22 protein-coding genes and 1 pseudogene are annotated in these 26,414 nt (G+C 39.2%); 15 read left to right on the top strand and 8 right to left on the bottom strand.

Annotated elements, in window-relative coordinates; all coding sequences use genetic code 11:
- Positions 1-2: 2 nt before the first annotated feature.
- The 7 genes and pseudogenes from ACT4_RS13985 to ACT4_RS13955 form a co-directional block, all read right to left on the bottom strand.
- The gene (locus ACT4_RS13985) at positions 3-1,328 is read right to left on the bottom strand and encodes a TolC family protein (protein WP_007483173.1); all 1,326 of its coding nucleotides are present in this window, start codon (positions 1,326-1,328) and stop codon (positions 3-5) included.
- Positions 1,325-2,911 carry a GH3 auxin-responsive promoter family protein gene (locus tag ACT4_RS13980; protein ID WP_007483171.1) on the bottom strand — a complete coding sequence of 529 codons (1,587 nt, stop codon included), beginning with the start codon at positions 2,909-2,911 and terminating at the stop codon, positions 1,325-1,327. Before ACT4_RS13980 ends, ACT4_RS13985 begins: the two co-directional genes overlap by 4 nt.
- On the bottom strand, positions 2,908-3,729 hold the full coding sequence (locus ACT4_RS13975; protein ID WP_007483169.1) for a hypothetical protein: 822 nt from the start codon (positions 3,727-3,729) through the stop codon (positions 2,908-2,910). The genes ACT4_RS13980 and ACT4_RS13975 overlap by 4 nt, the downstream gene beginning before the upstream one ends.
- A 150-nt stretch (positions 3,730-3,879) precedes the next feature.
- On the bottom strand, positions 3,880-5,427 hold the full coding sequence (locus tag ACT4_RS13970) for a DHA2 family efflux MFS transporter permease subunit (RefSeq protein WP_007483167.1): 1,548 nt from the start codon (positions 5,425-5,427) through the stop codon (positions 3,880-3,882).
- A 25-nt stretch (positions 5,428-5,452) separates the two neighbouring features.
- Positions 5,453-6,514, bottom strand: a complete 1,062-nt coding sequence (locus tag ACT4_RS13965) for an HlyD family secretion protein (protein WP_007483165.1) — start codon at positions 6,512-6,514, stop codon at positions 5,453-5,455.
- A gap of 587 nt (positions 6,515-7,101) precedes the next feature.
- Positions 7,102-8,171, bottom strand: a pseudogene (locus tag ACT4_RS13960) (amidohydrolase).
- 207 nt (positions 8,172-8,378) lie between these two features.
- Entirely contained in the window at positions 8,379-9,314 is a 936-nt protein-coding gene (locus ACT4_RS13955; RefSeq protein ID WP_007483160.1) for a LysR family transcriptional regulator, read from the bottom strand.
- 111 nt (positions 9,315-9,425) lie between these two features.
- Here ACT4_RS13955 and ACT4_RS13950 point away from each other — a divergent pair, with 111 nt between their 5' ends.
- The 15 genes from ACT4_RS13950 to ACT4_RS13880 all read left to right on the top strand — a co-directional run bounded on the left by ACT4_RS13950 (position 9,426) and on the right by ACT4_RS13880 (position 25,011).
- Positions 9,426-10,541: a muconate/chloromuconate family cycloisomerase gene (locus tag ACT4_RS13950; RefSeq protein WP_007483158.1), complete on the top strand. Its 1,116-nt coding sequence runs from the start codon at positions 9,426-9,428 to the stop codon at positions 10,539-10,541.
- Between the two features lie 10 nt (positions 10,542-10,551).
- Positions 10,552-10,842, top strand: a complete 291-nt coding sequence (gene catC, locus ACT4_RS13945; RefSeq protein ID WP_007483157.1) for a muconolactone Delta-isomerase — start codon at positions 10,552-10,554, stop codon at positions 10,840-10,842.
- A gap of 140 nt (positions 10,843-10,982) precedes the next feature.
- Positions 10,983-11,903 (top strand): catechol 1,2-dioxygenase, encoded by a 921-nt coding sequence (gene catA, locus ACT4_RS13940; protein ID WP_004879658.1) that lies wholly within the window; start codon positions 10,983-10,985, stop codon positions 11,901-11,903.
- Positions 11,904-11,982: 79 nt separating this feature from the next.
- Positions 11,983-13,359 (top strand): benzoate 1,2-dioxygenase large subunit, encoded by a 1,377-nt coding sequence (gene benA / locus ACT4_RS13935; protein ID WP_007483154.1) that lies wholly within the window; start codon positions 11,983-11,985, stop codon positions 13,357-13,359.
- Between the two features lie 11 nt (positions 13,360-13,370).
- Positions 13,371-13,874 (top strand): benzoate 1,2-dioxygenase small subunit, encoded by a 504-nt coding sequence (gene benB, locus ACT4_RS13930; protein ID WP_007483152.1) that lies wholly within the window; start codon positions 13,371-13,373, stop codon positions 13,872-13,874.
- A 69-nt stretch (positions 13,875-13,943) separates the two neighbouring features.
- On the top strand, positions 13,944-14,960 hold the full coding sequence (gene benC / locus ACT4_RS13925) for a benzoate 1,2-dioxygenase electron transfer component BenC (RefSeq protein WP_007483150.1): 1,017 nt from the start codon (positions 13,944-13,946) through the stop codon (positions 14,958-14,960).
- 17 nt (positions 14,961-14,977) lie between these two features.
- On the top strand, positions 14,978-15,763 hold the full coding sequence (locus ACT4_RS13920; RefSeq protein ID WP_007483149.1) for a 1,6-dihydroxycyclohexa-2,4-diene-1-carboxylate dehydrogenase: 786 nt from the start codon (positions 14,978-14,980) through the stop codon (positions 15,761-15,763).
- Positions 15,764-15,804: 41 nt separating this feature from the next.
- Positions 15,805-17,025, top strand: coding sequence for a benzoate/H(+) symporter BenE (gene benE / locus ACT4_RS13915; RefSeq protein ID WP_007483146.1), 1,221 nt, complete (start codon positions 15,805-15,807; stop codon positions 17,023-17,025).
- A 30-nt stretch (positions 17,026-17,055) separates the two neighbouring features.
- Entirely contained in the window at positions 17,056-17,739 is a 684-nt protein-coding gene (locus ACT4_RS13910; RefSeq protein ID WP_007483145.1) for a 3-oxoacid CoA-transferase subunit A, read from the top strand.
- 10 nt (positions 17,740-17,749) lie between these two features.
- Positions 17,750-18,403, top strand: coding sequence for a 3-oxoacid CoA-transferase subunit B (locus tag ACT4_RS13905; RefSeq protein WP_007483143.1), 654 nt, complete (start codon positions 17,750-17,752; stop codon positions 18,401-18,403).
- A gap of 411 nt (positions 18,404-18,814) precedes the next feature.
- On the top strand, positions 18,815-20,029 hold the full coding sequence (gene pcaF, locus ACT4_RS13900; protein ID WP_007483142.1) for a 3-oxoadipyl-CoA thiolase: 1,215 nt from the start codon (positions 18,815-18,817) through the stop codon (positions 20,027-20,029).
- Positions 20,030-20,039: 10 nt separating this feature from the next.
- Positions 20,040-20,813: a 3-oxoadipate enol-lactonase gene (gene pcaD, locus ACT4_RS13895; protein ID WP_007483139.1), complete on the top strand. Its 774-nt coding sequence runs from the start codon at positions 20,040-20,042 to the stop codon at positions 20,811-20,813.
- A gap of 181 nt (positions 20,814-20,994) precedes the next feature.
- Entirely contained in the window at positions 20,995-22,359 is a 1,365-nt protein-coding gene (locus ACT4_RS13890) for an aromatic acid/H+ symport family MFS transporter (RefSeq protein WP_007483136.1), read from the top strand.
- Between the two features lie 102 nt (positions 22,360-22,461).
- Positions 22,462-23,664, top strand: coding sequence for an OprD family outer membrane porin (locus tag ACT4_RS13885; RefSeq protein WP_050934474.1), 1,203 nt, complete (start codon positions 22,462-22,464; stop codon positions 23,662-23,664).
- 174 nt (positions 23,665-23,838) lie between these two features.
- The gene (locus ACT4_RS13880; RefSeq protein ID WP_007483133.1) at positions 23,839-25,011 is read left to right on the top strand and encodes an iron-containing alcohol dehydrogenase; all 1,173 of its coding nucleotides are present in this window, start codon (positions 23,839-23,841) and stop codon (positions 25,009-25,011) included.
- A gap of 211 nt (positions 25,012-25,222) precedes the next feature.
- Here the strand turns inward: ACT4_RS13880 and ACT4_RS13875 are convergent, their stop codons facing one another.
- Entirely contained in the window at positions 25,223-26,404 is a 1,182-nt protein-coding gene (locus ACT4_RS13875; RefSeq protein WP_004879685.1) for a hypothetical protein, read from the bottom strand.
- Positions 26,405-26,414 lie beyond the last annotated feature (10 nt).

Here is a 26,414-nt window from a genome sequence, read left to right as displayed (position 1 = left end):
TTTTAATTTACCTGTTGGTTTGCACTTGGTACGAGATCATTCAATCGTCCCATTTGATCTAATAGCTGATAAACAAACACAATTTCATCTTGTTCATTGACTGTTTTTTGTGTTTGAACATCCAATAGCTTTTGTTCAGTGTTCAATAGATCAAAAGTAGTTTTTGTACCTAAATCGAATTCTTTGCGGGTATATACAAATGCAATCGAAGCCGCATCAATTGCATTTTGAAGTGCGTCTTTATTTTGACGGATTGTTTGTAGTTGAGCGAAAGTTGTACGTGTACGTTGATTTAAATCCAATTCAAGGGTTTTAATTTTTTGCTCGGCAAGGTCTATATCTGCTCGCGCTTTTTTGATGTTTGCCCGATTCAGACCATCATCATATAGCGGAACATTCAGTTGTACGCCAACCATATAGTTATTACTTTCTGAACCGATATAACTTGCTTCATGTTGTGTACCTGCACGACTGGTAAGCATCACCGTTGGCCACAACTCTCGCTTTGTTAAGGCAAATTGCTTTTCAGCTGCCTGTTTTTCATATTTTGCTTGCATTAAAGCGGGATGAGTTTTTGTTTTCGTCAAAATTTCATCTAAATTATTCGAAATTTGAGGTAAATGTGAGATAGGTACTAATTGCTCAGCACTAAGTCCTGTGACTTGATAAAATTGTGCTTCGCTAATGGTCAAATTTGACTGAGCTTGAGTGACATCAGCCTGCCCTTGTGCAACTTGAGCCAAAACTTGCGCCAAATCTGCACGTGTAATCATGCCTACGTCAAAACGTCGTTGTGACTCGTACAACGAACGCTGTAAGTTAGACATGGTTTTCTTTCTAAGCTCTAAAATTGCTTTTTTCTTTAGAACGTCGGTATATACCATCACAGTATTTAAAATGGTTTCTGATCGCTGATCGGATAGACCTTGGGAACGTGCAGAAAGCTGGTTTTTCGCAACATCGATTCCTAAACGATGCCGACCAGAGGTGTAAACAGGATAGTCTAATTGCAACTGTAGACTTCTCCCTTTTCGATTACCCTCTGTTGGAAAGAACACATCGGAAGGCGTCTCTATCTTTTCGTAATCTAGTTGCCCTACTAAATTTACTTTCAGACCATCACGTTGCTTCGCTTGCTCAAGTGTTGCCGCAGACTGACCAACATTTAAGCGACTTAACTCCAACTGACTTTCATGCCTTAAACTCGCAGATAAAGCATCATCTAGCGTCATCGCATGAATGGGAAAGCAAATACTGAAAGCACCTAAGCATAGAAAAGACTGATATTTTAAAACAAGCTTTCTGAACACGTTGATCCCTTTTTTCATAGCTGTTCCAAACTATTCAAACTGACTTTCTTTAAAGGTTCTGGCTTTATGTTTCCTTCAATAATGCCATCAAACATGACTAGTTTTTTATAAGCATTCCAACCATTACTTGCTTGTCTAATCTGAGGCTGATCAAGCTGTCCAAGGTTACGAGCAAGTTCGTAATGAAAGTTTTCCCGTAACAACTCATCGATATATGAACTATCAATTGAGTGGTGAATGTCTCCCTCAAATAGTACACAATAAAAAGGTTTAACTTGTTGTTCTGTATCAATTGCCAGTAAAGAAATTGCTTTAGATTCTATCTGGTTAAGTTGAGATAACAGCTGTTGCGCAGTTTCAGGTGCTAACTTTTCACCAACCAGGTCTACACCAAAACGACGACCTTGGAACTCAAAACACGGAATTTGTTCTAAGAAATCTGTTACGCGTAGACAATCATCTAAGCAGTAACGAAGTAAACCATTGCCTGAGGTAATGATAGGACTAACAACATCTCCTTTTTTCAGCTTCCATGAAGGAATGATTTGCCCCTGTTTTTCACCTTCGAGATATTCAAACTCATAGAAATGACTTTGATATGCAAGTGGATAGTGTTGATCATAAGGAATTGTTACCACACCTTCAGTTGCCCATAAGCCCTTACCTTCAAACTGAACATGCGGCAAACGTTGTTGTAATTTATTTGCCCATGCTTTTGATCCAGCCGTATCCCAGCTAGAAACCAAACTTAATTTTGGCCAAAGCTTTTTGAAATCAATCTCATGTCCATTTGAACTGTTGATGAGACAATCTGCACTTTTTGGGCAATGTGGCGCATCGACTTGCTTAAGAGAAAGCTGTCTTATTCCCCATGTTCCTCGTTGTAATACTTCGGCAACTTCCTGTTGCATCGCTTCTAAACGGTCTAGTAATTGCAAAGCAAAGGTTGGACTCCAAACCGAAATCATGGCTAGATTTCGGTTGGCAACTAAATAACAAATAGTTGCAAATAGCGCATCATCTGCGTTTGCTGCAAAGGCGATATTGCTAGGAACGGCTTGTGTAAATTTAGATAAAACACGTTTGCCTATACCCAATAACGCACTATCATCATTTAGATTTTTATCTTTCAGTACTTCCCTTTGACTCTCAGGTAACCATGAGACTGACCAATAATGCGTTCCAGACTGTAGCTCAGGACATTTGCGATACAGACTTGCTAGCCAAGGTGCGATGGCATGATCAAGTTCATCTAAAAACTGCTTGGTGTATGGAATAAATTTGATTTGCTCGCTTGAGCCGCTGGTTGGCTGAAAGCGTACAAGTTTGCTACTGGAAAGTGCTAGTTTCTGATCACGATACAAATTGATTTCTTCTCTCCAAGCCGCATAACGCGTTGATGGAAAGGCTTGTACAAATTGCTCGTAGTCTTGAACACCTTTACTGTTTGCTAAGCTTGATGTTGCTAAAATTGCACTTAGAATTTCTCTTTGAGTTGCTTCCAAAGCAGAAAAACTCTTTTTAAATTTTCGATCAGAACTATCACACCATTGCTTTAAAATAATATGTGATCCAGATGTTAGCCAGTCGACATATTTCATTGTAAGACTCCTTGGCGATGTGCTTGTTGATTAACAATCGCTTCGTACTTACCTTTACTCACAGGTTTTCTCATCAACTTCACTGGAAAACGAGCAAGATCTTTCCAGCCTAATCGTCCGATACAAGGGAGTTCTGTTCCAGTTACCCATGTTGGATTCTTTTGCTCAAAGAAATGAATATTAGGATTTTTGACGCGCATTTCCTCTGTAATTGGAGCAACTTCTCCTTTCAATGGCTGGTAGTCATCACCAAAGTTCAATAAGCCAATTTCTTTGTCGTAATATTCTCCAAAGAAGTTCTCACAGTAATGTTCGATCACGGTAGATAAATGCTGGTTTTCATCTTTGATATTTGGGTAATAAACGTAGTAGTTATTTGCCAATAACAAATAGGTTTTATAGCCCTTAGAAATAAGTAACCAATACAACTCATTAAATGGATATTTCACTCGAAGCTTAATCATCAGTTTTAGCATTGAACTTTGTAGTGTACGCGTTCCCCAATATGCTTTTAGAATGACAGTGTCACCACTAAATAAGACGGTATAGTCTTTTCCATTTAAATAAAAATGTTGTACAGCAACAGTAGAAAAACCAACGATTTCATCTGTTTCTGAGTTGAAAATTAAAATTGCTCCGCTTTTCTTTTTAAAATCATCCGCAAAAATTGAAAACTTTGTATTCTCATAATATTGCTCATAAATAGAATACATTGCTTTCAATCGATCAATATCGATTTGCTCCTTTTCAATATACTGACCATAAGTTGTTTCCTTACTATTGAATATTGAAATTAGCTTGTACGTTGTATTAATCATGACTCTAACCTCTAATTTTAGACATGAGTTAGCCTCTATCTCATATGAAATATTTAAAACTCATATAACCGTTATTTTTATAAAGGCAGTATTTGTATAATTACGCCTTTTTGATTTTTCATTTTTTGAAAATTACCCTCTAACTAAACGCTACATATCCATCTTTTTTCCCCTATCCATAAAGAATGTTAAGAATGCAGTAACGAACATAATGATTGAAAGCATGCGCAATAAATCATTAAAACTGGATGTTAATGCTTGATAATGAATATCTCGATAAATAATGCTGAGCGCGATCTGTTGAGCATTGGCCCCGATTTCTTGATACTGCGCTGTTAGCTGATCTAAACGTTCAATGAAAAGCCAATTCTGTGGCGTCATGTATTGATTTAATTGAGTCACATGCAAAGCGGTTAACCAGTCAAGTGATGAGTTAATCAGAGCTAATCCCACTGCACCGCCAATATTTCGCATGAGGTTATAAATACCGCTGGCATCCGCTACTTTACTCAGTGGTAAGGTGCTCATTGCAAGATGGGAGACAACGATCAAACAGATCATGAGTCCAATACCACGATAAATTTGTGGCCAAAACATAAAGTCATAATCGCTATGAATACTTAGGTGTGAGTTCAGCCAAACGCCAAATCCCGCTAGAATCATGCCGACAAAAACTGTTTTTCGGGTATCAAAATTTGGAATAAGCCAGGCCAAAAATGGCGCAAAGCAAAACATTACAACGCCAGTCACCATCATAATGTGACCGATCTGACTACTATTCATTTCACGGACTTGCCCAAGGAAAACAGGGATCATATAACCCAATCCGTACAGTGCCATGCCGATCACAAAGGTGGTGATAGAACTCAAGGTAAAGTTTTTGTTTTTAAATACACTTAAATCGAGTAATGGCTTGGGTTGCGTAAAACTTCGAGAAAAGAAGATCAAACCACCAACAAAGCAGATGATGAACGCATTTCTTACGCCTGAATCAGCAAACCAATCATGTCGTGCACCTTCATCAAGGAAATACTCTAAACCGCCTAAGAACATCGCCATGCCAATTAAGCTCAGCCAGTCCATTGTTCTAATCAGTGAGTAATTCGCACGATCAATACTTGGCCCTGAATATATAATGGTTGCAATGATGATTCCCGGCACGATGTTGATCAAAAACATCCAGTGCCATGAAAAGTTATTGGTAAGCCATCCACCAATCGTCGGGCCAATCGCAGGTCCAAGAGTACTGATCATCCCAAATAACACCAAAGGCAAAGAGCGTTTAGCTTCAGGAAATAAAATATAAAGCGCGGTCATCGATGTTGGAATCATACCGCCCCCCATAAAACCTTGAATGGCACGAAAGACCAATAAGCTTTCTAGATTCCATGCCAACGCACAAAGTAATGAGCTGATGGTAAATCCGATCGCACACAAGGTGTAATAAACCCGTGTAGATAAGACGCGACATACAATACTAGACATTGGAATAGCAATAATTTCAGCGACTAAATAGACCGTTTGTACCCATGTCACTTCATAGCGACTTGCACTCATTCCTGCTTGAACTTCATTCAGAGAACTGGCAACAATTTGGATATCTAAAATTGCCATGAAGTTGCCAAAGATCATTGCGATGAAGATGACCCAAGCTGTTTTTGGTGCAAACTTCCACTCACCGTCAAAATGCTTATCCATTATTTTCTACCTAGAATTTTTATTATTAGGTTTTTAAATCGACGGTTGCATTAACCGACATTCCAGGTTTTATAAGATCGATATGTGGACTTGAATCTATGGCAATTCGGACAGGGATTCGCTGGACAACTTTATTGAAGTTTCCTGTTGCATTATCAGGTGGCATCATTGAAAACGTTGCACCTGATGCTGGTGAAAAACTCTCAATCTTGCCTGTGTATGTGAGGCTCGGATAAGCATCAATTTTTAACTTAACTTTCTGCCCAATATGCATTTTTTCAATCTGGGTTTCTTTGAAGTTCGCTTCTACATACAAACTCCCCTCAGGAATGATTGCCATTAGACGTGTTTGAGGTGAAACTCGTGATCCTTTCTGAATTGCAAGGCTGCCTACTTTTCCAGATACAGGACTGATTACTTTAGAGGAATCTAAATCGATACGATAAAGATCTAATGTGGCATTTGCGCTTTGAATATCTGCTAATAACTGTGCTCTACCCGCCTGCAAACTTCCTAACTGAGCTTCAGCAGAATTTACAGTTGCTTGAGCTTTGGTTAGTTGTGCTTGAGCTGATAAGTATTGAGACTGAATATTGTCAAAATTCTGTCGTGTAATCACACCATCTTTAAGTAAATCTTGGTAACGAGCATAATCTTTCTTTAAGCGAGATAAGTCTGCTTGTGCAGCAATAACACCACTATTCGCTTCGCTAATTGTTGATTTAGCAGACCTTTCATTTTGTTGTTGAACATCAAGCGCTGCTTTTTTTAAGGTCACAACAGATTGTGCTTGATCATAACGAGCTTGATAATCACGATGGTCAAGTATCGCTAAGGCTTCACCTTTTTTTACCACTTGGTTGTCTTGAATGATTAAATCAACAACTTCACCTGAGATCTTAGGCATCACCCAAGTGACATCAGCCTGAACATAAGCATTATCAGTAGATTGGTAAAATCTGTATACGAAGAAATAATACAAAATACCAATCAAGAGAAATAATAACAGTGCAGCAAACACAGCCCACGTTATTTTCTTTCGATCTTGGAAATCTGTATCAGTTTCAAGCTGAGCCACGTTATCCATATTTTTTCCGCTTAATTGTAATGCACAGTTTTTTGTTTTGACCTAATAAGATTTAGGCTTTTATTTCACATAACTTTTCATCTTGTTTTATATGAATAAAAAGTTACAAAGTAATAATTGGCGTGGATTATCATTCCAGTTGAAATAAGTTGTCATTGACCATTTTTTTAACTTAGCTTTATTTTGTGTCAATTAAATTTCAATCATAAAAATAATTTAAAATAATTATATAACGCGTGCTTTTTTATAAACTTATCATTACTAGATAATGTATGGAAAACATAAATACTTATTAAAGTTAAACTTTTCTGAACAATGCATACATTTTTATTAGAAAATCTTTGCGTGCTTTATTACATATATGTTTTTATTTTGTAAAAAATTTGTAATGAATAATACTATTTAAATAGGTTTTAAATCAACTTTTTAATATGCATATAATTAGTTTTTTCAGATGAAATATATTCACTTATTTAATGAAAGCTGCTCATCTTATAATAAGGTTTATTGAGAATTCCGACAAAATACAGTTCTGTAAATAGACTAATATTATTTATTCATAATCTATATTTTGTCGAAGTGATGAGTTATATATCGATACGATAGAAGATTTTTGCATTGTCTCTAAAAATTTCTTGCAGTGCCTGTATACCATAAGGCTGAAGCATTTGAGTATATGCGCTGATTAGATCGCCTAGTTTTGCATTTGGCTTATCCATTGGAAAATTTGAAGCATATAAAATTCTATTTGTTCCAAAACAATCTACGGCATGATGAATGAGTGGTGACAATAAATGCACTAATTCATTCATAGAAGCTGTTCTATTTGCCTGATAAAAGCAGTGCCCTAATACAGGCATCATCAGACCTGAAATTTTTGTATGCACATTTTTCTGTTGCGCTAATTCAGAAATATCTGATTTCCATTGCTCAAAAATCTTTCTTCTTTCTTCTTCAGTTCGCCCAGTGCGTTTCCCTACTTTTCCAAACATGCCAACTGGTGTTGCTAAGTGATCAAGCATAATCGGGGTATCAGGGAATTGTTTAGCTAAATGCGTGACATCTTTAATTTGATGTGAATAAATCCAAGCATCAAAAGATAAGTTCATCGAGGCTAAACTTTCGAAACCCTTTAAAAATTTTTTGAGCGATAAAGCTCTGCTTTATCAGTCCAACGATGCACACCTGAATCAGAATGCCACGCTGCCATTTTTCGTATTCCGCGAAATACTGGACTAGCATCGGCATGAGCTTTCAATATGTCTTTAAATTTTTTGTGTCTTGGATCAGCAGTGCCGATGATTGCACCTAATTTTATACCTTGTTCTTCAAAAGGTAGCTGGTTGATCCAATCAGTTTCCTCTACAACTCCAAAACCTTTTTGATGATGCCAACTCGCTTCGATATGAACGACACTTTCAACCTTGTAAATATCATTATCTGCTTTAAAATCATGGGGTAAGTAAGGTGCTAAGGCATACTTTGTGATACCTAATGTGTCTATTAAATCTTTAGGTTTAACAATCCTAACGATCTTATCCATAAGGTACGGAGAATGACCAAAAGCTTTTACTAATAAAGCAGCAGAATGTGGCGTGTGGTAAGGATCCCATTGATGAATATGTGGATCAATGATTGGAAAATTGAGTCTTTGCATCGTTATTCTCTTAATTTAAAAATCCATTTTTCAAATTTTATATCTTGCAAATTTGATTGTTTGAAAAAGCTTACTGAAGTGCTTCATATTTATAAAATGATTTATAGTAATTGTTAGCTATGAAGTTTATTCATGCGTGAAAGCTATATCGCCGAACAAATCAAAAGTAATCAATTGTTTGGCGATAGATGTTTAGGTTCTCAAGGTTTAGTCTTCTGCTTGCCCCCATTGAAAAGGTGCTTTTTTATATTCAATACCTTCCAAATCATAAACTTGGAAAACAGCATCGTATATTGCCTGTACATCCTCACTATTATCCATTGCTCTAGCTGTGATGAATATGGGACTAACAGCGCCACTATCTAAGATAGGAATATAGACTAAATGCGGAAAACGAATTGTATCTGCGCTTGCAGGAATCACGCAAAGCCCTTCACCTGCTGCAACTAAACCTAAAGCAAGCTGTATTTCTCTAAGCTCACGAATATTTTGTGGAGATAGACTATGTTCAGCAAAGATATTTAAAAGTTGACTCGAAAAATTTGGTTTAGGCGTATTCGGATAAACAAATAATTTTTCATCTACCAGATCAGCTAAATGAACACCTTCAACACGTTGGGCAATTGGATGACTAGAATGCGCAGCAACAACTAATCTTTCCTTTCGTAATAAGACACGCTTTACGGCAGGATCACTGATTCTGAGTCGACCAAAACCAACATCAATCCGCCCTTCTTTTAAAGCTTGGATTTGCTCGGTTGTACTCAGCTCAATGAGTTGAATATTTAAATTTGGGTTTTGCTGTCTATATAAATAAATAATCCGAGGCAATAAACCAAACAATAATGATCCGACAAATCCAATCGTCAAGGTTCGTTCAATGAGACCAATCCGCTTGGTCATACTTTTGACTTCTTCCGCATTAGACAAAAGTTTGAGGGCATGTTGATAGAGAAACTGCCCTGCTGTCGTAGTTTGTAGTGGCCGACTCCCTCTTTCGAAAAGTTGCACACCGAGTTCATTTTCAAGGTTTTGAATTTGTCTACTCAATGGTGGCTGAGCAATGAATAGCCTTTCAGCCGCTTTGGTAAAGCTCTGTTCTTCCACCACTGCGACAAAATAACGTAGATATCTGAGTTCCATTCCTTATCTCCATACCTAATAGGTATAAAAAAATACATATTCAGTCTTAGACACAGTTTAATCATTCTTTTAAGGTATAGGAAGGACATAAAGAACCAGTGATGGTGTGAAATGTATAAATCTGTCGAAACCATATTAGTTGATATTCCAACGATTCGTCCACACAAGCTTTCAGTAACAACAATGCAAACTCAAACATTAGTTTTGGTCAAAGTTACTACTGCAAATGGCGTGGTGGGTTGGGGTGAAGCCACCACAATTGGTGGGTTGAACTATGGTGAAGAAAGCCCTGAAAGTGTTAAGGCGAATATAGAGACCTATTTCGCTCCATTATTACTTTCAATCAAACAACCGTTGAATTTTGCTCAAACTTTTAAGTTGATCCGTAAAAGTATCAATGGTAACCGATTTGCAAAATGTGCCATTCAAACTGCGCTGTTGGATATTCAAGCAAAGTTATTAAACCTTCCATTAAGTGAGGTTTTAGGTGGTCGTTTGCGTAATCGTTTACCTGTGCTTTGGACTTTAGCTTCTGGTGATACTGATAAAGATATTGCTGAAGCAAAGAAAATGATTGAGCTAAGACGCCACAATATTTTCAAGTTAAAAATCGGTTCAAATCCGCTTCAACATGATGTTGATCACGTCATTGCGATTAAAAAAGCATTGGGTGCAGACATTAGTATTCGTGTCGATGTAAATCGTGCGTGGTCTGAGCTTGAATGCATTAGTGGTATTCAACAACTGCAAGATGGCGGAGTTGATCTCATTGAACAACCTTGTGCAATTGAACAAACCGAAGTTTTGACGCGTTTAACACAACGTTTTGATGTTGCAATTATGGCTGATGAAGCATTAACAGGTCCTGACAGTGCTTATCGTTTAGCACAACACCATGCAGCAGATGTCTTCGCTGTAAAAGTTGAACAATCAGGTGGTCTGATTGAGGCGTGTGAAGTGGCAAAAATTGCCAAACTTGCAGGGATTGACCTTTATGGCGGCACGATGCTTGAAGGGCCTATCGGAACGATCGCATCTGCCCATGCTTTTAGCACTTTTGAAAGCCTTGCGTTTGGAACAGAGTTGTTTGGTCCTTTGCTACTCACTGAAGAAATCTTAAAAATACCTTTGCAATATGAAAATTTTGAATTGGCTGTACCCCAAGCAGCTGGCTTAGGTATTGAGATTGATGAAGACAAAATTGAGCAATTGCGACGCAAAGCATAAGGAGAAAAACATGTTATTTCAGGTTCGCATGGATGTGCATATTCCACTCGATATGCCAGTTCAACAAGTTAATGAAATTAAATCTGTAGAAAAGGCGTATTCACAAGATTTACAGCGTCAAGGCAAGTGGCGTCATATTTGGCGCATCACGGGTCAGTATTCAAATATCAGTATTTTTGATGTCGAAAACAACGAAGAACTGCACAACATTTTGCAAGGTTTACCACTGTATCCGTACATGAATATCGAAGTAATGGCGATGAATCGTCATCCCTCATCTATTCGTGAAGATGACAGTTGAGCAAATGAATTTAATCACTCTGAAGCATAGTGAAATGTTCTCAGAATTTAGCTGAAACAAGGAATGTGGCAAGGCAATAAAGCAACCAAGAGCTGGTTTACCCGCCACAAACGCTATAAGCATACTTAAGGAGAAATAGTATGAATCGTCAAGAAATCGATGCGCTAGTTAAACAAATGAATGTTGATACTGCGACTGGTGAAGTTGATCAACGTGTTCAAAGTATTGTTGTTCGTTTATTAGGTGATTTGTTCCAAGCGATTGAAGACTTGGATATCCAACCCTCAGAAGTATGGAAAGGTCTTGAATATTTTACTGATGCTGGTCAAGCCAATGAATTAGGCTTACTCGCAGCAGGTTTAGGTTTAGAGCATTATTTAGATTTACGTGCTGATGAAGCCGATGCTAAAGCAGGTATTACGGGTGGCACGCCTCGTACAATTGAAGGCCCACTCTATGTTGCTGGTGCACCTGAATCAGTAGGTTTTGCACGTATGGATGATGGCTCTGAATCAGACAAAATTGATACTTTAATTATTGAAGGTAAAGTCACTGATACTGATGGCAATATCATTGAAGGCGCAAAAGTTGAAGTGTGGCATGCCAATAGTTTAGGTAACTACTCTTTCTTTGATAAATCTCAATCTGATTTCAACTTACGCCGTACCATTTTAGCTGATGCAGCAGGTAAATATGTTGCACTGACAACCATGCCTGTTGGTTATGGCTGCCCACCAGAGGGTACGACCCAATTTGTACTTAATAAATTAGGTCGTCATGGCAATCGCCCTTCTCATGTTCATTATTTCGTTTCTGCACCCGGCTTCCGTAAATTGACTACACAATTCAACATCGAAGGTGATCAATATTTATGGGATGACTTCGCGTTCGCTACACGCGATGGTTTAGTTGCAACTGCTGTGGATGTGTCTGATCAAGCTGAAATGCAGCGTCATGGTTTAGATAAACCATTCAAACACATCACTTTCAATATTGAACTTGTGAAAGATATTGATGCAGCACCTTCTACTGAAGTAGATCGTCGTCGCGCTAGCGCATAACTCAGCCTATTTGGAACTGAGTTAGCGCCTGAAAAGTGTTAGCTCAGGACTTCCACCCTTGGAAAGTCGGAGAACGGACATGCCACGAATTCCTGTAATTAATACTAGCCATCTTGATCGTATTGATGAGTTATTGGTCGACAATGAAGAAACAGGTGAATACAAACTTCATCGCTCTGTATTTACTGATCAAGCATTGTTTGATTTAGAGATGAAATACATCTTTGAAGGTAACTGGGTCTATTTGGCACATGAAAGCCAAATCCCTAAAAATAATGATTTTTATACGACCTATATTGGTCGCCAGCCGATCATTATTGCGCGTAACCGTAATGGTGAATTAAATGCCATGATTAATGCATGTTCACATCGTGGAGCGCAACTTTGCCGTCATAAACGTGGTAATAAAGCAACGTACACATGCCCTTTCCATGGTTGGACATTTAACAATTCAGGTAAGTTACTTAAAGTAAAAGATCCAAGTGATGCTGGATACTCAGATTGTTTTAACCAAGATGGTTCACATGATTTAAAGAAAGTTGCAAAGTTTGAAAACTATAAAGGTTTCTTATTTGGCAGCTTAAATCCAGATGTCCCTTCGTTGGAAGAATTTTTAGGTGAAACCACGAAAATCATCGATATGATCGTTGGTCAGTCAGAACAAGGCTTAGAAGTTCTACGTGGTTCATCAAGTTATACATACGAAGGTAATTGGAAGCTCACAGCAGAAAATGGTGCTGATGGCTACCATGTATCAGCGGTTCACTGGAATTATGCTGCGACCACTCAACATCGTAAAGAAGCTGAAGCTGGCGATAATATCCGTGCGATGAGTGCAGGATCATGGGGTAAACAAGGTGGCGGTTCATATGGTTTCGAACATGGTCACATGCTGCTTTGGACACAATGGGCAAATCCTGAAGATCGTCCAAACTTCCCGAAATCAGAAGAATATACCGAAAAATTCGGTGCGGCGATGTCTAAATGGATGATCGAGCGCTCACGTAACCTTTGCTTATATCCAAACGTATATTTGATGGATCAATTTGGTTCTCAAATTCGGGTATTGCGTCCTCTAGGTGTTAATAGAACTGAAGTCACGATTTACTGCATCGCGCCTGTTGGCGAATCTGCTGAAGCGCGTGCTCGTCGTATTCGTCAATATGAAGATTTCTTCAATGCCTCTGGTATGGCAACCCCAGACGACTTAGAAGAATTTCGTGCTTGCCAAGCAGGTTATGCTGGCCTTGAACTGGAATGGAACGATATGTGTCGTGGTTCTAAGCACTGGATTCATGGTCCTGATGATGCTGCAAATGAAATTGGTTTAAAACCGAAATTAAGTGGTGTGAAAACTGAGGATGAAGGTTTGTATCTTGCTCAGCATCAATACTGGTTGACCTCTATGAAACATGCGATTGCTACCGAAAAACAATTGGCAGCCAATCAGGATTAGGAAGAAACAGTATGAATAACATGACAGAAAAAGCGACTTTGGAAAATATTGTTCAATTTCTCTATCGCGAGGCGCGTTTCCTAGATGATGAGCAATGGGATGATTGGTTAAATTGTTATGCACCAGAGGCTTCTTTTTGGATGCCAGCTTGGGATGACGACGACAAACTGACCGAAGATCCTCAGTCTGAAATTTCTTTAATTTATTACCCTGATCGTCAAGGCTTGGAAGATCGAATATTTCGTATCAAAACCGAACGTTCATCAGCAACCATGCCTGATACACGTACTAGCCATAACATCGCAAATATCGAGGTTGTGGAACAGGACGGTGAAAAGGTCACTGTACGCTTTAATTGGAACACTTTGAGTTTCCGCTACAAAACCAACTATAGCTATTTTGGGATGTCTCGTTATGTCATTGATTTCTCAAAAGAGCAACCAAAAATCCTGAGCAAATATGTGGTGTTAAAGAACGATTATATCAACCAAGTAATTGATATTTATCATCTCTAACCAGCCGCCCAGCCAAAAGGACTTTTGGTTGGGTTAGCCAGATCAAAATTTTTAAATAGGATGATTGCCATGTCTAACCATAATGTAGCACTTCAATTTGAAGATGGCGTAACGCGATTCATTACAGTCGCACAAGATGAAACTTTATCTGATGCCGCTTACCGCCAGAAGATTAACATTCCTTTGGATTGCCGAGATGGTGCATGTGGTACATGCCGAGCATTCTGTGAATCTGGTAGCTATGACATGCCAGAAGAAACTTATATTGAAGATGCTTTAACTCCTGAAGAAGCTGAGCAAGGTTATATTCTCGCCTGTCAATGTCGCCCAACCTCAGATGCTGTATTTCAAATTCAAGCGTCTTCTGATGTATGTAAAACAGAAATTCATAGCTTCCAAGGTACGCTATCACGCGTAGAAAACCTTTCGGACTCAACGATTACCTTCGATATTCAACTTGATGAAGGCCAGCCAGATATTCACTTTTTGGCAGGTCAGTACGTCAATGTAGGTATTCCTAATACGACTGAAACCCGCTCTTATTCTTTTAGTTCTAAACCCGGAAATCGCTTAACAGGCTTCGTCGTTCGTAATGTTCCAAATGGACAGATGAGCGAGTTCCTTAGTAAAAATGCGAAAGCAGGTGACAAGATGAGTTTTACTGGTCCATTTGGTAGTTTTTATCTACGTAATGTGACCCGTCCAGTCTTAATGCTTGCTGGTGGTACAGGTATTGCGCCATTTATGTCGATGTTACAAATCCTTGAAGAAAAAGCTTCTGAATACCCTATTCGTCTGGTTTTTGGTGTAACCAATGATTTTGATTTGGTGGCAATTGAAAAGTTAGAAGAATTGCAAAATAAATATTCTTGGTTTGAATATCGGACTGTCGTTGCAAATCCAGATAGCCAACATGAACGTAAAGGTTATGTCACAGGTCATATTGAAAATGACTGGTTGAATAATGGTGATGTCGATATTTACTTATGCGGCCCAGTACCAATGGTTGAAGCTGTTCGCGGTTGGTTGGATCACGAAGGTATTAAACCTGCCAATTTCCTATTTGAAAAATTCTCAGCGAATTAATTGAATTGGAGATGACCATGATTTTTCACGATAGATTCAAAGACAAAATCGTCATAGTTACAGGTGCAGCGCAAGGGATTGGTCGTGGTGTTGCACTTCGAGTTGCCGTTGAAAATGGGCAGGTGATCTTAGCTGATCGTTCAGAGTTGGTCGATGAGGTTGCCAATGAAATTATTCATGCAGGTGGTACAGCCATCACAGTCAAAACAGACTTGGAAAGTTATGCAGGTGCGCAAGCAGTTGTAAGTGCTGCAATCGAACATTTTGGTCGTGTTGATGTGCTGATTAACAATGTCGGTGGCGCAATTTGGATGAAACCCTATGATGCCTTTAGTGAGGATGAAATCATTAAAGAAATCAATCGATCATTGTTCCCAACTTTATGGTGTTGTCGTGCTGTTTTGCCTGAAATGTTGAAACAAAAAAGCGGTGTCATCGTCAATGTTTCTTCTATTGCGACCCGTGGTATCAATCGAATTCCTTATTCTGCCGCAAAAGGTGGTGTGAATGCTCTTACAGCTTCACTCGCCTTTGAACATGCTAAAGATGGGATTCGCGTTAATGCAATTGCGACAGGTGGTACAGATGCACCGCCAAGAAAAGTTCCTCGAAATGCCAATCCTTTAACTGATGATGAAAAACACTGGATGCAACAAGTCGTAGAGCAAACTAAGGACAGAAGTTTGATGGGGCGTTATGGCACGATTGATGAACAAGTCAATGCGATTGTATTTCTTGCATCGGATGAGTCGTCATATATGACTGGTAGTGTGATTGCTGTAGGCGGTGGAGATCAAGGTTGATCTCCAAAATATAAAGACAAGGTATCTAGCACGGAGGCAATATGATGACCCTGTTAAAAACACTGAAAGATGATTGGTCAATATCGGCAACAGTTGCTGGATTTCTAGCAGTTTTGATTTCCTATTCTGGTCCATTGATCATTTTTTTTCAGGCTGCGCAAAAAGCCAATGTCTCGACTTCTATGATGATTTCATGGATTTGGGGAATTTCAATAGGTGCTGCTGTTGCTGGAATTTATCTTTCAATTCGATATAGAACGCCCGTTATCACAGCATGGTCGGCTCCGGGGACTGCTCTACTTGTCGCGTTATTTCCTCACATTACTTTGAATGAAGTTGTTGCGGCTTATATAACCTCCGCAATCGTGATTTTCATCGTGGGTGCTACAGGTTATTTCGATAAATTATTAAAGTGGATTCCTCAAGGAATCGCAGCTGGCATGATGGCAGGAATCCTATTTCAGTTTGGTTTAGGATTATTTGTTGCGACAGATACCATGCCTTTGATCGTATTTAGTATGTTGATTTGCTATTTATTAGCAAAACGATACTCGCCGCGCTACACCATGCTTTGGGTATTGTTATGTGGTGTTTCACTCAGTTTATTTTTGGGAAAAATGAATTCCGTAGCAATGCATTTTAGTTTTGCTGTTCCACAGCTCATTCTGCCTGAATGGACTTGGCACTCTACATTTAACTTGGCTTTACCTTTAATCATTGTGAGTCTTACAGGGCAATTTTTACCGGGTATGGCCATTATGAAATTAAGTGGTTATGACACCCCTGCTAAACCAATTATCACAGCATCAAGTATTGCCTCACTCGCAGTCGCTTGTATGGGTGGCATCACAATTGTTTTAGCAGCAATTACCGCTGCTTTATGTATGGGCAAAGATGCCCATGAACTAAAAGAAAAACGCTATATCGCAGGTGTCGCTAACGGTATCTTTTATATTTTAGGTGGCTTATTTGCAGGCAGTATTGTCATGTTATTTAGTCTTCTTCCTAAAGAACTGATCGCAGCTTTGGCTGGCCTTGCATTGCTTGGTGCAATTGGTACAAATGTCATGATCGCCATGAAAGATGACCAACAGCGCGACGCTGCATTAATTACTTTTTTAGCAACGGTTTCAGGTATGCATTTTCTCGGACTGAGTTCAGTTTTCTGGGGAATTTGCATCGGTGTAATTGCCCAACTTCTCCTGAATAAACCAGAAAAAATAACCTCTCCTGCTCAGCCGTCCTCATCCCAAACAGGATGAGTAGACCAAATTTTTTAGGATGGAATTATTATGATTGATAAATCCCAAACTTCACTCGTTGAAGCACTCTCCCAAATCCAAGATGGCTCAACCATCATGATAGGAGGTTTTGGAACAGCAGGACAACCCGCTGAACTTATCGATGGTCTGATTGAACTGGGCGTGAAAGAGCTTGTGATTGTCAATAACAATGCTGGTAATGGCGATTACGGTTTGGCAAAACTGCTAAAAACAGGTGCTGTTCGTAAAATCATTTGTTCTTTCCCACGTCAGTCCGATTCATGGGTATTTGATGAACTGTACCGTGCAGGCAAGATTGAATTAGAACTTGTCCCGCAAGGCAATCTCGCTTGCCGTATCCAAGCTGCTGGTATGGGTTTAGGTGCCGTATTTACCCCTACTGGTTTTGGTACGTTATTGGCAGAAGGCAAAGAAACTCGTCATATCGATGGCAAAGACTATGTACTGGAATACCCAATTAAAGCTGACTTTGCCTTGATCAAAGCTTATCAAGGCGATCGTTGGGGTAATCTAGTTTTCAATAAATCTGCACGTAACTTCGGTCCAATCATGGCGATGGCAGCAGATGTCACCATTGCTCAAGTCTCTGAAGTGGTGGAACTGGGTCAGCTTGATCCTGAGCACATCATTACCCCAGGTATCTTTGTCCAACATATAGTTGCCGTTGAAGCCACTTCACCTGTATCAGCATAAGGAGAACAACATGAGCTATCAAAAACTCAACCGTGACCAGATTGCTGAACGTGTTGCACAAGATATTCCAGATGGGGCTTATGTCAATTTAGGCATTGGTTTACCGACCAAGATTTCAAAATACTTACCTGCCGATAAAGATGTGTTTCTGCATTCTGAAAATGGTTTGTTGGCCTTTGGCCCCCCTCCAGCCAAAGGTGTAGAAGATCCTGAACTGATTAATGCAGGTAAAGAATACGTCACTATGCTAACAGGTGGGTGCTTTTTCCATCATGGCGATTCATTTGCCATGATGCGCGGTGGACATTTGGATATTGCGGTACTCGGTGCATTCCAAGTTGCAGCCAACGGTGATCTTGCCAATTGGCACACAGGTGCAGCCGATGCCATTCCTGCTGTAGGTGGTGCAATGGATTTAGCTGTTGGTGCTAAGAAAGTCTTTATCACGACTGATCATGTCACCAAACAAGGTGAGCCAAAAATCGTTGAAGAACTCACTTATCCAGCAACAGGATTGAAATGTGTCGATCGTATTTATACCGATCTGTGTGTGATTGATGTGACCACAGAAGGTTTAAGGGTGATTGAAAAAGTGGATGGTCTGAGCTTTGAAGAGCTACAGGCTTTGACAGGTGCTCAATTGATTGATGCGACGCAGGGATAATGTTGACCAGCCACTAATTACGGGTTAAAGCGAAAGTTTTTTGTATAGGCATTGCCTTACTTTTTAAGGATAAAAAGTAACAAAAATCCTTTGTTACTCAGACACAACATCCGTGTTGTGCTGAGTAACGAGGCGACATCCATGTCGCCACCGTGAAATATTGATTGGAATGGTTTAAATGCAGTTTTTTACTCACTTATATTTAGATTTTTTCCAGTAACTAACTATCGTGACAGGCGACATGGATGTCGTCCGTTGGACAGGGAGGCAAGGAAGCCTCCTCTGTTCAACAATGGGTTTTGTCACTTTTGCCCTGTCAACAGTGAGGCATTACTTACGCAAAGGAAGTATGACTGAACCCGCAATTTGTGGCAGTGGTCACAACAGATTGAAATATGGAAGTGTAAGACTATGAAAAACGCTTATATCATTGATGCCATTCGTACTCCATTTGGTCGTTATGCAGGTGGTTTAGCGCCTATACGTGCAGATGATCTTGGAGCTATTCCACTTCAGGCCTTGATGCAACGTAATCAAAGTGTCGATTGGCAACAAGTAGATGACGTGATTTACGGCTGTGCCAATCAGGCGGGTGAAGACAATCGTAACGTGGGTCGTATGTCCGCATTATTGGCTGGCTTACCTTATCAAGTGCCTGCTACTACAGTGAATCGTTTATGTGGTTCATCTTTAGATGCCATTGCCATAGCCGCTCGTGCGATCAAAGCCAATGAAGCAAACCTGATCATTGCTGGTGGTGTGGAAAGCATGAGCCGTGCCCCATACGTGATGGGTAAATCAGAGAGCGCATTTGGACGTAGTCAAAAGATTGAAGACACTACCATGGGATGGCGTTTTATCAATCCAAAACTCAAACAAATGTATGGTGTGGACACCATGCCACAAACGGCTGAAAACGTGGCAGAACAATTCAATATCAATCGTGCCGATCAAGACCAGTTTGCCTTGGTGAGCCAACAACGTACTGCAGCAGCGCAAGCCAAAGGCTTTTTTAAACAAGAGATCGTGCCCGTCACTATTCCTCAGCGTAAGGGTGATGCGATTGTGGTGGATAGCGATGAACATCCGCGTGCATCAACCACGATTGAAGCCTTAACCAAACTCAAAGGTGTGGTGAAAGCAGATGGAACAGTGACAGCAGGTAATGCATCAGGGATTAATGATGGTGCAGCAGCACTCTTGATCGCCTCAGATGAAGCGGTTGCTGAATATCAACTGAAACCACGCGCCAAAATTATTGCCGCAACTACAGTGGGTGTTGAACCACGCATTATGGGATTTGCGCCTGCACCTGCGATTAAGAAATTACTACAACAGACCAATCTGACACTAGAGCAAATGGATGTGATTGAGTTAAACGAAGCCTTTGCAGCTCAGGCATTAGCGGTAACTCGTGATTTAGGTTTAGCAGATGACGATATTCGTATCAATCCAAATGGTGGTGCGATTGCTTTAGGTCATCCTTTGGGAGCGTCAGGCGCACGCTTAGTCACCACCGCATTGAACCAGCTTGAACAGATTCAAGGACAGTATGCATTGTGTTCGATGTGTATTGGTGTAGGGCAAGGCATTGCGCTCATTATTCAACGTGTTGAAGAAGTTTAAGGAGCATTTTATGTCTATTTTTCAATCTCAAGATGCTCAAATCAATTATCAAACTTTTGGTGATCCAAACTCCCCTGCACTTGTGTTTTCAAACTCGTTGGGCACAAATTATGGCATGTGGCAAAAGCAGTTTAATTATTTTAAAGAACGCTTTTTTGTGATCTGCTATGACACACGAGGTCATGGTTCTTCTACAGCACCACAAGGGCCTTATACATTGCAACAGCTTGGAAAAGATGTGATTGCTTTGTTAGATCACCTCAATATTTCTAAAGCAGCATTTTGTGGTATTTCAATGGGTGGAATCACAGGACAATGGCTGGCGATTCATTATCCAACACGGTTTAGCCATGTAATCGTTGCTAATACCGCAGCGAAGATTGGACAGGAACAAGCATGGCTTGATCGAGCACAGCTTGTTCGTGAACAAGGTTTACAACCTATTGCGGCCACAGCAGCCTCAAGATGGTTTACCGATCCCTTTATCCAAAGTCACTCAGTAGTTGTAACGAACCTATGTAACGACTTAAGTGCTGGCAGCGCGTCAGGTTATGCAAATTGTTGTGAGGCTTTGGCTAAAGCGGATGTTCGCACAGAACTAAAAAAAATCTCTATTCCTATGCTAATTATTGCAGGGACTCAAGATCCTGTAACAACCGTAGCTGACGGAGAGTTTATGCAACAGCAAATTCCAAATGCACTATTAGCAGAAATTAATGCATCGCATATTTCAAATATTGAACTGCCAGATGATTTTAATCAGTTAATCGATAAATTTATTTAATATACCATTTGATATAAAAGCAGGGTTTAAATACTCTGCTTTTTGTCGTTCTTAATTTAAATAGAATAAATATTAATACTTTAATGACATAAAGATATATCAATTAAGTTTTTGACTCAGAACACATAACAAAATAATTTAATTACAAAATAACAGATGCTTCACAAATTGGAGGTGAAGGATGAATATGTCAAATGTCAATATTAATGAGATTATTGATAATGCTAAATTTAACCCATTTCATTGGAAGGTTTTAATATGGTGTTTATTAATTATTATATTCGATGGTTATGATTTAGTTATTTATGGTGTTGCTCTGCCATTATTAATGCAGCAATGGTCTTTAACTGCTGTGCAAGCAGGCTTATTAGCAAGCGCCGCGCTATTTGGAATGATGTTTGGTGCGATGATTTTCGGCACGATTTCAGATCGTTTAGGCCGAAAGAAAACCATAATGATTTGTGTCGCATTATTCAGTGGCTTCACATTTATTGGTGCATTTGCTGATAACCCTGTCGAATTCGCTATTTTGCGTTTTCTAGCAGGTCTAGGCATTGGCGGTGTTATGCCAAATGTCGTCGCACTCATGACTGAATACGCACCGAAAAAGATTCGTAGCACCTTAGTTGCAATTATGTTTAGTGGATATGCAATCGGTGGTATGACTTCAGCATTATTGGGTGCTTGGTTAGTTAAAGACATGGGTTGGCAGATCATGTTTATTCTTGCAGGTATTCCATTACTGCTCTTGCCTGTTATCTGGAAATTCCTACCTGAATCATTAGCATTTCTAATCAAGTCGGAACATCACGATCAAGCAAAGCAGATCGTCTCGAAACTTGCACCCAATGCTGAAATTAACCAAGAAACTAAACTTGTATTTAATGAGAATATTCACACAGATGCACCTGTACGTGCGTTATTTCAACAAGGTCGAGCATTCAGTACATTTATGTTTTGGATCGCATTTTTTATGTGTCTGCTTATGGTTTATGCGCTGGGTAGCTGGTTACCAAAATTAATGCTGCAAGCGGGTTATTCGCTAGGTGCAAGTATGTTGTTCTTATTTGCCTTGAATATTGGTGGAATGGTTGGTGCGATTGGCGGTGGTGCTTTGGCAGATAAATTCCATTTGAAACCCGTGATTACCGCTATGTTTATCATCGGTGCGGCTTCATTGATTTTATTAGGTTTCAACAGCCCTCAATTCATTCTCTACAGCTTAATTGCACTCGCTGGCGCAGCAACGATTGGTTCTCAAATCTTACTTTATACTTTCGTCGCACAGTTTTATCCAACCACTGTCCGTTCAACAGGTATGGGCTGGGCATCAGGAATTGGTCGTATCGGGGCAATTATTGGGCCAGTCTTAACAGGTGCATTACTTACCTTTGAATTACCACATCAAATGAACTTCTTAGCAATTGCGATTCCCGGTGTAGTTGCTGCATTAGCAATCTTCTTAGTGAATCTTAAAGCTTCTGTCAACGCGACTGAATCAACAAAGAACACCCTTCAACCTCAAACTTCACTTAGCCAACAGTAAAACTTGTTGTGCCTAGGATTGGCGCAACTTAACTTTTAAATGGATGATGAAAGAATGCCTATCTTTAAATTAAATCGTATTGCTATAACCACATTTTCCCTGATGGTGAGCTGCACAAGTATGTCTGCATTTGCAGATGATACAGCTAAAGACGAATGGAAATTTACCTTAAAAAATGCCTATATCAACCGTAATTTTGAAAATGAAAATTTAAAAGATACAGGGAGTTGGTCTCAAGCAGCATCATTATTTTATAATTCAAGAATGGTAGACACTCCGCTTACTATTGCTGATAAGCCATTAAAGATCGGTGTGGATGCATCCGTTCAATATGCAGTTCGTCTAAGCTCGGATAAACATGTCGCAGATACCGTCCTTCCCTTCGATAGAGAAACTCAGTCTCAAGCACCAGATTATTTAAAGCATGGAGCAACATTAAAACTTAGTTATGATAAAACGTTATTAAGTATGGGTGAACTTTGGCTAGATCTACCTGTTACGGCTGTAGATGCAAGTCGTCAGTTGCTTACTTCCTACTGGGGAACGAACTTAAAATCTCAGCTTACTGATCAACTCTATGCAGAAATTGGTCGTGTAGAAAAAGTTTCACCACGAAATGCTGAAGATTTTCAGAAATTCTCTTTTACCTCAAATGGAAAAACTGAATATTCAGATGGTTTAAACTACATTGATTTACGCTATCAGGTTATGCCTTCTTTAAAAGCTGAATACTATTTTGGCAATATGCAAGATTTGTATAACAAACATTATCTTGGTTTAGATCATAGTTTTAATACAGAAAATTTTACTCTTGGCTCAAAATTTAAATATTTTAATGCAAAAGAAGATGGCAATAACTTCAATATTGACACACAAAATATAGGTTTATTAGAAACACTAAAAGTAAACAATCATACTTTTGGATTAGGTTATCAACAAATTATTGGCGAATCTGCATATCCTCTACCAGATGGTTTTTTACCTGAAACTTATTTTATTAACTGGAATGCAACGGGTTTCTTTAAAAAGGATGAAAAATCATATCATTTTATCTATGGATATAATTTTAAAGATTATATTCCGGGGTTAAATGCAGCAGTAAAATATGTATATGGCGATAGCTTCAAAACAGCTGATGGCAAAGAAAATAATGAAAGTGAATCTAACATTATTTTAAATTATGCTTTTCAACAGCCTTTTCTTAAAGGTTTAGCATTACAATATATTCGTATTGATTACAATGTAGAGCATGGTAATGATTTTGGTGAAGACCGTCTATTTGTGAACTATACAAAGCGGTTCTAATCTCAGAAAAATGTTTAATTATGGGTGCTAAGGCACCCATATCCTTATGATTAAAAAAAATTTCTTTGGTAGGTTTTTGGTAGGTAGGAAATTTTTTAAAGCACTCCATACTAAGTCCAAGGTGCTAGACCACCTGTATAACAAATTATGGAATATGGAAGAAGGAATCACTCCATGGCTTTTAAAAATATTGCAGATCAAACAAACGGTTTTTATATCCCTTGCGTTTCACTTTTTGGTCCCGGCTGTGCTAAAGAGATTGGCATAAAAGCGCAAAACCTTGGTGCAAAGAAAGCACTGATCGTCACAGACGAAGGTCTATTCAAATTTGGCGTAGCAGATACAATTTCAGCATATTTAAAAGATGCTGGTGTAGATAGCCACGTTTTTCCCGGTGCTGAACCAAACCCTACTGACATTAATGTTCATAATGGTGTTAAAGCCTATAACGACAATGGATGTGATTTTATCGTTTCATTAGGTGGCGGTTCATCACACGATTGTGCGAAAGGGATTGGTCTTGTAACTGCTGGCGGCGGACATATTCGTGACTATGAAGGTATCGATAAAAGTACTGTTCCGATGACTCCACTGATTGCTGTAAACACAACTGCTGGAACTGCATCAGAAATGACGCGTTTCTGCATTATTACCAATACTGATACTCACGTAAAAATGGCAATTGTAGATTGGCGTTGTACGCCTTTGATCGCCATCGATGATCCAAAACTTATGGTTGCAAAACCAGCTGGTTTGACCGCTGCAACAGGTATGGATGCATTGACACATGCTGTTGAAGCTTATGTATCAACTGCGGCAAACCCAATTACCGATGCATGCGCTGAAAAAGCAATTACGATGATCAGTCAATGGTTACGTCCTGCTGTCGCCAATGGTGAGAATATCGAAGCTCGTGATGCAATGAGCTATGCACAATATCTTGCTGGTATGGCATTCAACAATGCGTCATTGGGTTATGTTCATGCGATGGCACATCAATTAGGTGGTTTCTACAATCTTCCACATGGTGTATGTAATGCCGTTTTATTACCTCATGTATGTGAATTTAACTTAATTGCTTGCCAAGATCGTTACGCTAAAATTGCTGAGTTAATGGGTGTTAATGTTGACGGTTTCACTGAAACTGAAGCTGCTTTTGCCGCGATTGATGCTATCCGTGAATTATCTTCATCAATTGGAATTCCATCTGGTTTAACTGAGTTAGGCGTTAAGACTGAAGATCTTGCAATCATGTCTGAAAATGCTCAGAAAGATGCATGTATGTTGACTAACCCTCGTAAAGCAACACATGCTCAAGTGGTAGAAATTTTCAAAGCTGCGTTATAACAGTTCCTCTCAAAAGTAAGCCAAAACTCCGAGAAATTGGCTTACTTTTTTGTGGGAATATTAAAAAGGTTATATTCCCACTTTTTTTATTTATAAAAATTATGATCTTAAGAATTGTTTTTTCAAAATTTAGTAACTAATCAACTTCATCATTTTTCAGATTTCATTTCAAGTAATCAGCTTTTACATATCAAATTTTCACGAACTGATTCTAGTAAATATCTTTAAATTTATTCAGAGATAAATGTGCTGGATGATCTTCTGGCAATAGTTCCATCAAACGTTCTACAGCATCAATTGCTTCAGGGAAATGTGCAACATGCTTCAGTAAAAGATCAGTTTCTTTGGTCTTAAAAATTGCATCACTCAAACGAGACTCCAAACAATCTCGCCATGCGCATAAAAATGGGCTTTCAGTTTTTGAAAGAAAAACACCTTTATACAATTGCAAAGCCGATGCCACATAGCCTGAGTCAAGTGCTTGTTCTGCCGATAAAAAATCTGCTTCAACATCTGCCAATAATCGATATGGTCGAGAACCTAACATTCCCCCTAAAATATCTCTTAATTGCGACATTTCAGCTTTTAAAGTACCAATACTCACCTTGCGTTCGCCATATAAAGCTTGATGAAGATTCTCAAGATTCAATCCATTTGGACACAATGCGAGGATGACCAAAATCTCGACTTGACGTGGGGTTAAAACTAACGATTTTTGATTAAAAATAATTTGTGGCGTAGCGAACGCACGAATATATAAACGTTGGCGTTGTTGCTCAATCAAAGCCGTTTGAATAATAGATGCACAACGCTCAGCGGCTAACATGCCCAAAGTGTTATGCTTTTTCCAAGTCGTAGATAAATCAACCACACCAAGCACTTGTTTGGAATATGGATCAATGATCGGCGCTGCATAACATACCCAATCATGCACAGATTCCATGTAATGCTCATTGGAAAATACACAGCTAGATTGTTGTGTTTTCAGTGACAATGCCAATGCATTTGTCCCTACAACATCTTCAGCCCATTGTCCGCCAGCAATGAAATGAACTTTTTCAGCTGCGCTTTGCATTTGTGAACTCGAAGCTGTCCAAATAATCGTACTACCAACATCACCAACCGCAATCACCATTGAAGATTGATCAGCAATATGGCTCAGTTCATTTGAGCAACTTTCTAAAGCCATATCTAAACTGGTTTTATTTTTACTATTTTGGCTCAACAAAGGTGCGGCTAAACGCTCTTTAGGAATAGCAGACGAAGCTGATCTCTGCCATGAGCTAGCAATACTTTGTCCAAGTTTTTCAGCATTTTGCGGCGATAAACTATTTTGTCGTTTTAGCTGATCTACTGACTTACGTTGTTGTAGCAGGTCTTGTTTTGTAAACATTTGTGTATCC

The sequence above is a fragment of the Acinetobacter sp. NBRC 100985 genome, from assembly GCF_000241225.1.
GTDB lineage: Bacteria > Pseudomonadota > Gammaproteobacteria > Pseudomonadales > Moraxellaceae > Acinetobacter > Acinetobacter venetianus.
Note: the sequence above shows the minus strand (reverse complement) of the source record. Positions and strands in the feature narration are given on the sequence as shown.

What these genes read in the sequence shown, in the direction of transcription:
- pcaD (WP_007483139.1), top strand. Translation starts at nt 20,040, where the DNA reads ATGTCTATTTTTCAATCTCAAGATGCTCAAATCAATTATCAAACTTTT.
- ACT4_RS13875 (WP_004879685.1), bottom strand. Translation starts at nt 26,404, where the DNA reads ATGTTTACAAAACAAGACCTGCTACAACAACGTAAGTCAGTAGATCAG.
- ACT4_RS13965 (WP_007483165.1), bottom strand. Translation starts at nt 6,514, where the DNA reads ATGGATAACGTGGCTCAGCTTGAAACTGATACAGATTTCCAAGATCGA.
- ACT4_RS13905 (WP_007483143.1), top strand. Translation starts at nt 17,750, where the DNA reads ATGAGCTATCAAAAACTCAACCGTGACCAGATTGCTGAACGTGTTGCA.
- ACT4_RS13885 (WP_050934474.1), top strand. Translation starts at nt 22,462, where the DNA reads ATGGTGAGCTGCACAAGTATGTCTGCATTTGCAGATGATACAGCTAAA.
- benB (WP_007483152.1), top strand. Translation starts at nt 13,371, where the DNA reads ATGAATAACATGACAGAAAAAGCGACTTTGGAAAATATTGTTCAATTT.
- catC (WP_007483157.1), top strand. Translation starts at nt 10,552, where the DNA reads ATGTTATTTCAGGTTCGCATGGATGTGCATATTCCACTCGATATGCCA.
- ACT4_RS13975 (WP_007483169.1), bottom strand. Translation starts at nt 3,729, where the DNA reads ATGATTAATACAACGTACAAGCTAATTTCAATATTCAATAGTAAGGAA.
- ACT4_RS13920 (WP_007483149.1), top strand. Translation starts at nt 14,978, where the DNA reads ATGATTTTTCACGATAGATTCAAAGACAAAATCGTCATAGTTACAGGT.
- ACT4_RS13985 (WP_007483173.1), bottom strand. Translation starts at nt 1,328, where the DNA reads ATGAAAAAAGGGATCAACGTGTTCAGAAAGCTTGTTTTAAAATATCAG.
- ACT4_RS13950 (WP_007483158.1), top strand. Translation starts at nt 9,426, where the DNA reads ATGTATAAATCTGTCGAAACCATATTAGTTGATATTCCAACGATTCGT.
- ACT4_RS13910 (WP_007483145.1), top strand. Translation starts at nt 17,056, where the DNA reads ATGATTGATAAATCCCAAACTTCACTCGTTGAAGCACTCTCCCAAATC.
- ACT4_RS13980 (WP_007483171.1), bottom strand. Translation starts at nt 2,911, where the DNA reads ATGAAATATGTCGACTGGCTAACATCTGGATCACATATTATTTTAAAG.
- pcaF (WP_007483142.1), top strand. Translation starts at nt 18,815, where the DNA reads ATGAAAAACGCTTATATCATTGATGCCATTCGTACTCCATTTGGTCGT.
- benE (WP_007483146.1), top strand. Translation starts at nt 15,805, where the DNA reads ATGATGACCCTGTTAAAAACACTGAAAGATGATTGGTCAATATCGGCA.
- ACT4_RS13955 (WP_007483160.1), bottom strand. Translation starts at nt 9,314, where the DNA reads ATGGAACTCAGATATCTACGTTATTTTGTCGCAGTGGTGGAAGAACAG.
- benA (WP_007483154.1), top strand. Translation starts at nt 11,983, where the DNA reads ATGCCACGAATTCCTGTAATTAATACTAGCCATCTTGATCGTATTGAT.
- catA (WP_004879658.1), top strand. Translation starts at nt 10,983, where the DNA reads ATGAATCGTCAAGAAATCGATGCGCTAGTTAAACAAATGAATGTTGAT.
- benC (WP_007483150.1), top strand. Translation starts at nt 13,944, where the DNA reads ATGTCTAACCATAATGTAGCACTTCAATTTGAAGATGGCGTAACGCGA.
- ACT4_RS13890 (WP_007483136.1), top strand. Translation starts at nt 20,995, where the DNA reads ATGAATATGTCAAATGTCAATATTAATGAGATTATTGATAATGCTAAA.
- ACT4_RS13970 (WP_007483167.1), bottom strand. Translation starts at nt 5,427, where the DNA reads ATGGATAAGCATTTTGACGGTGAGTGGAAGTTTGCACCAAAAACAGCT.
- ACT4_RS13880 (WP_007483133.1), top strand. Translation starts at nt 23,839, where the DNA reads ATGGCTTTTAAAAATATTGCAGATCAAACAAACGGTTTTTATATCCCT.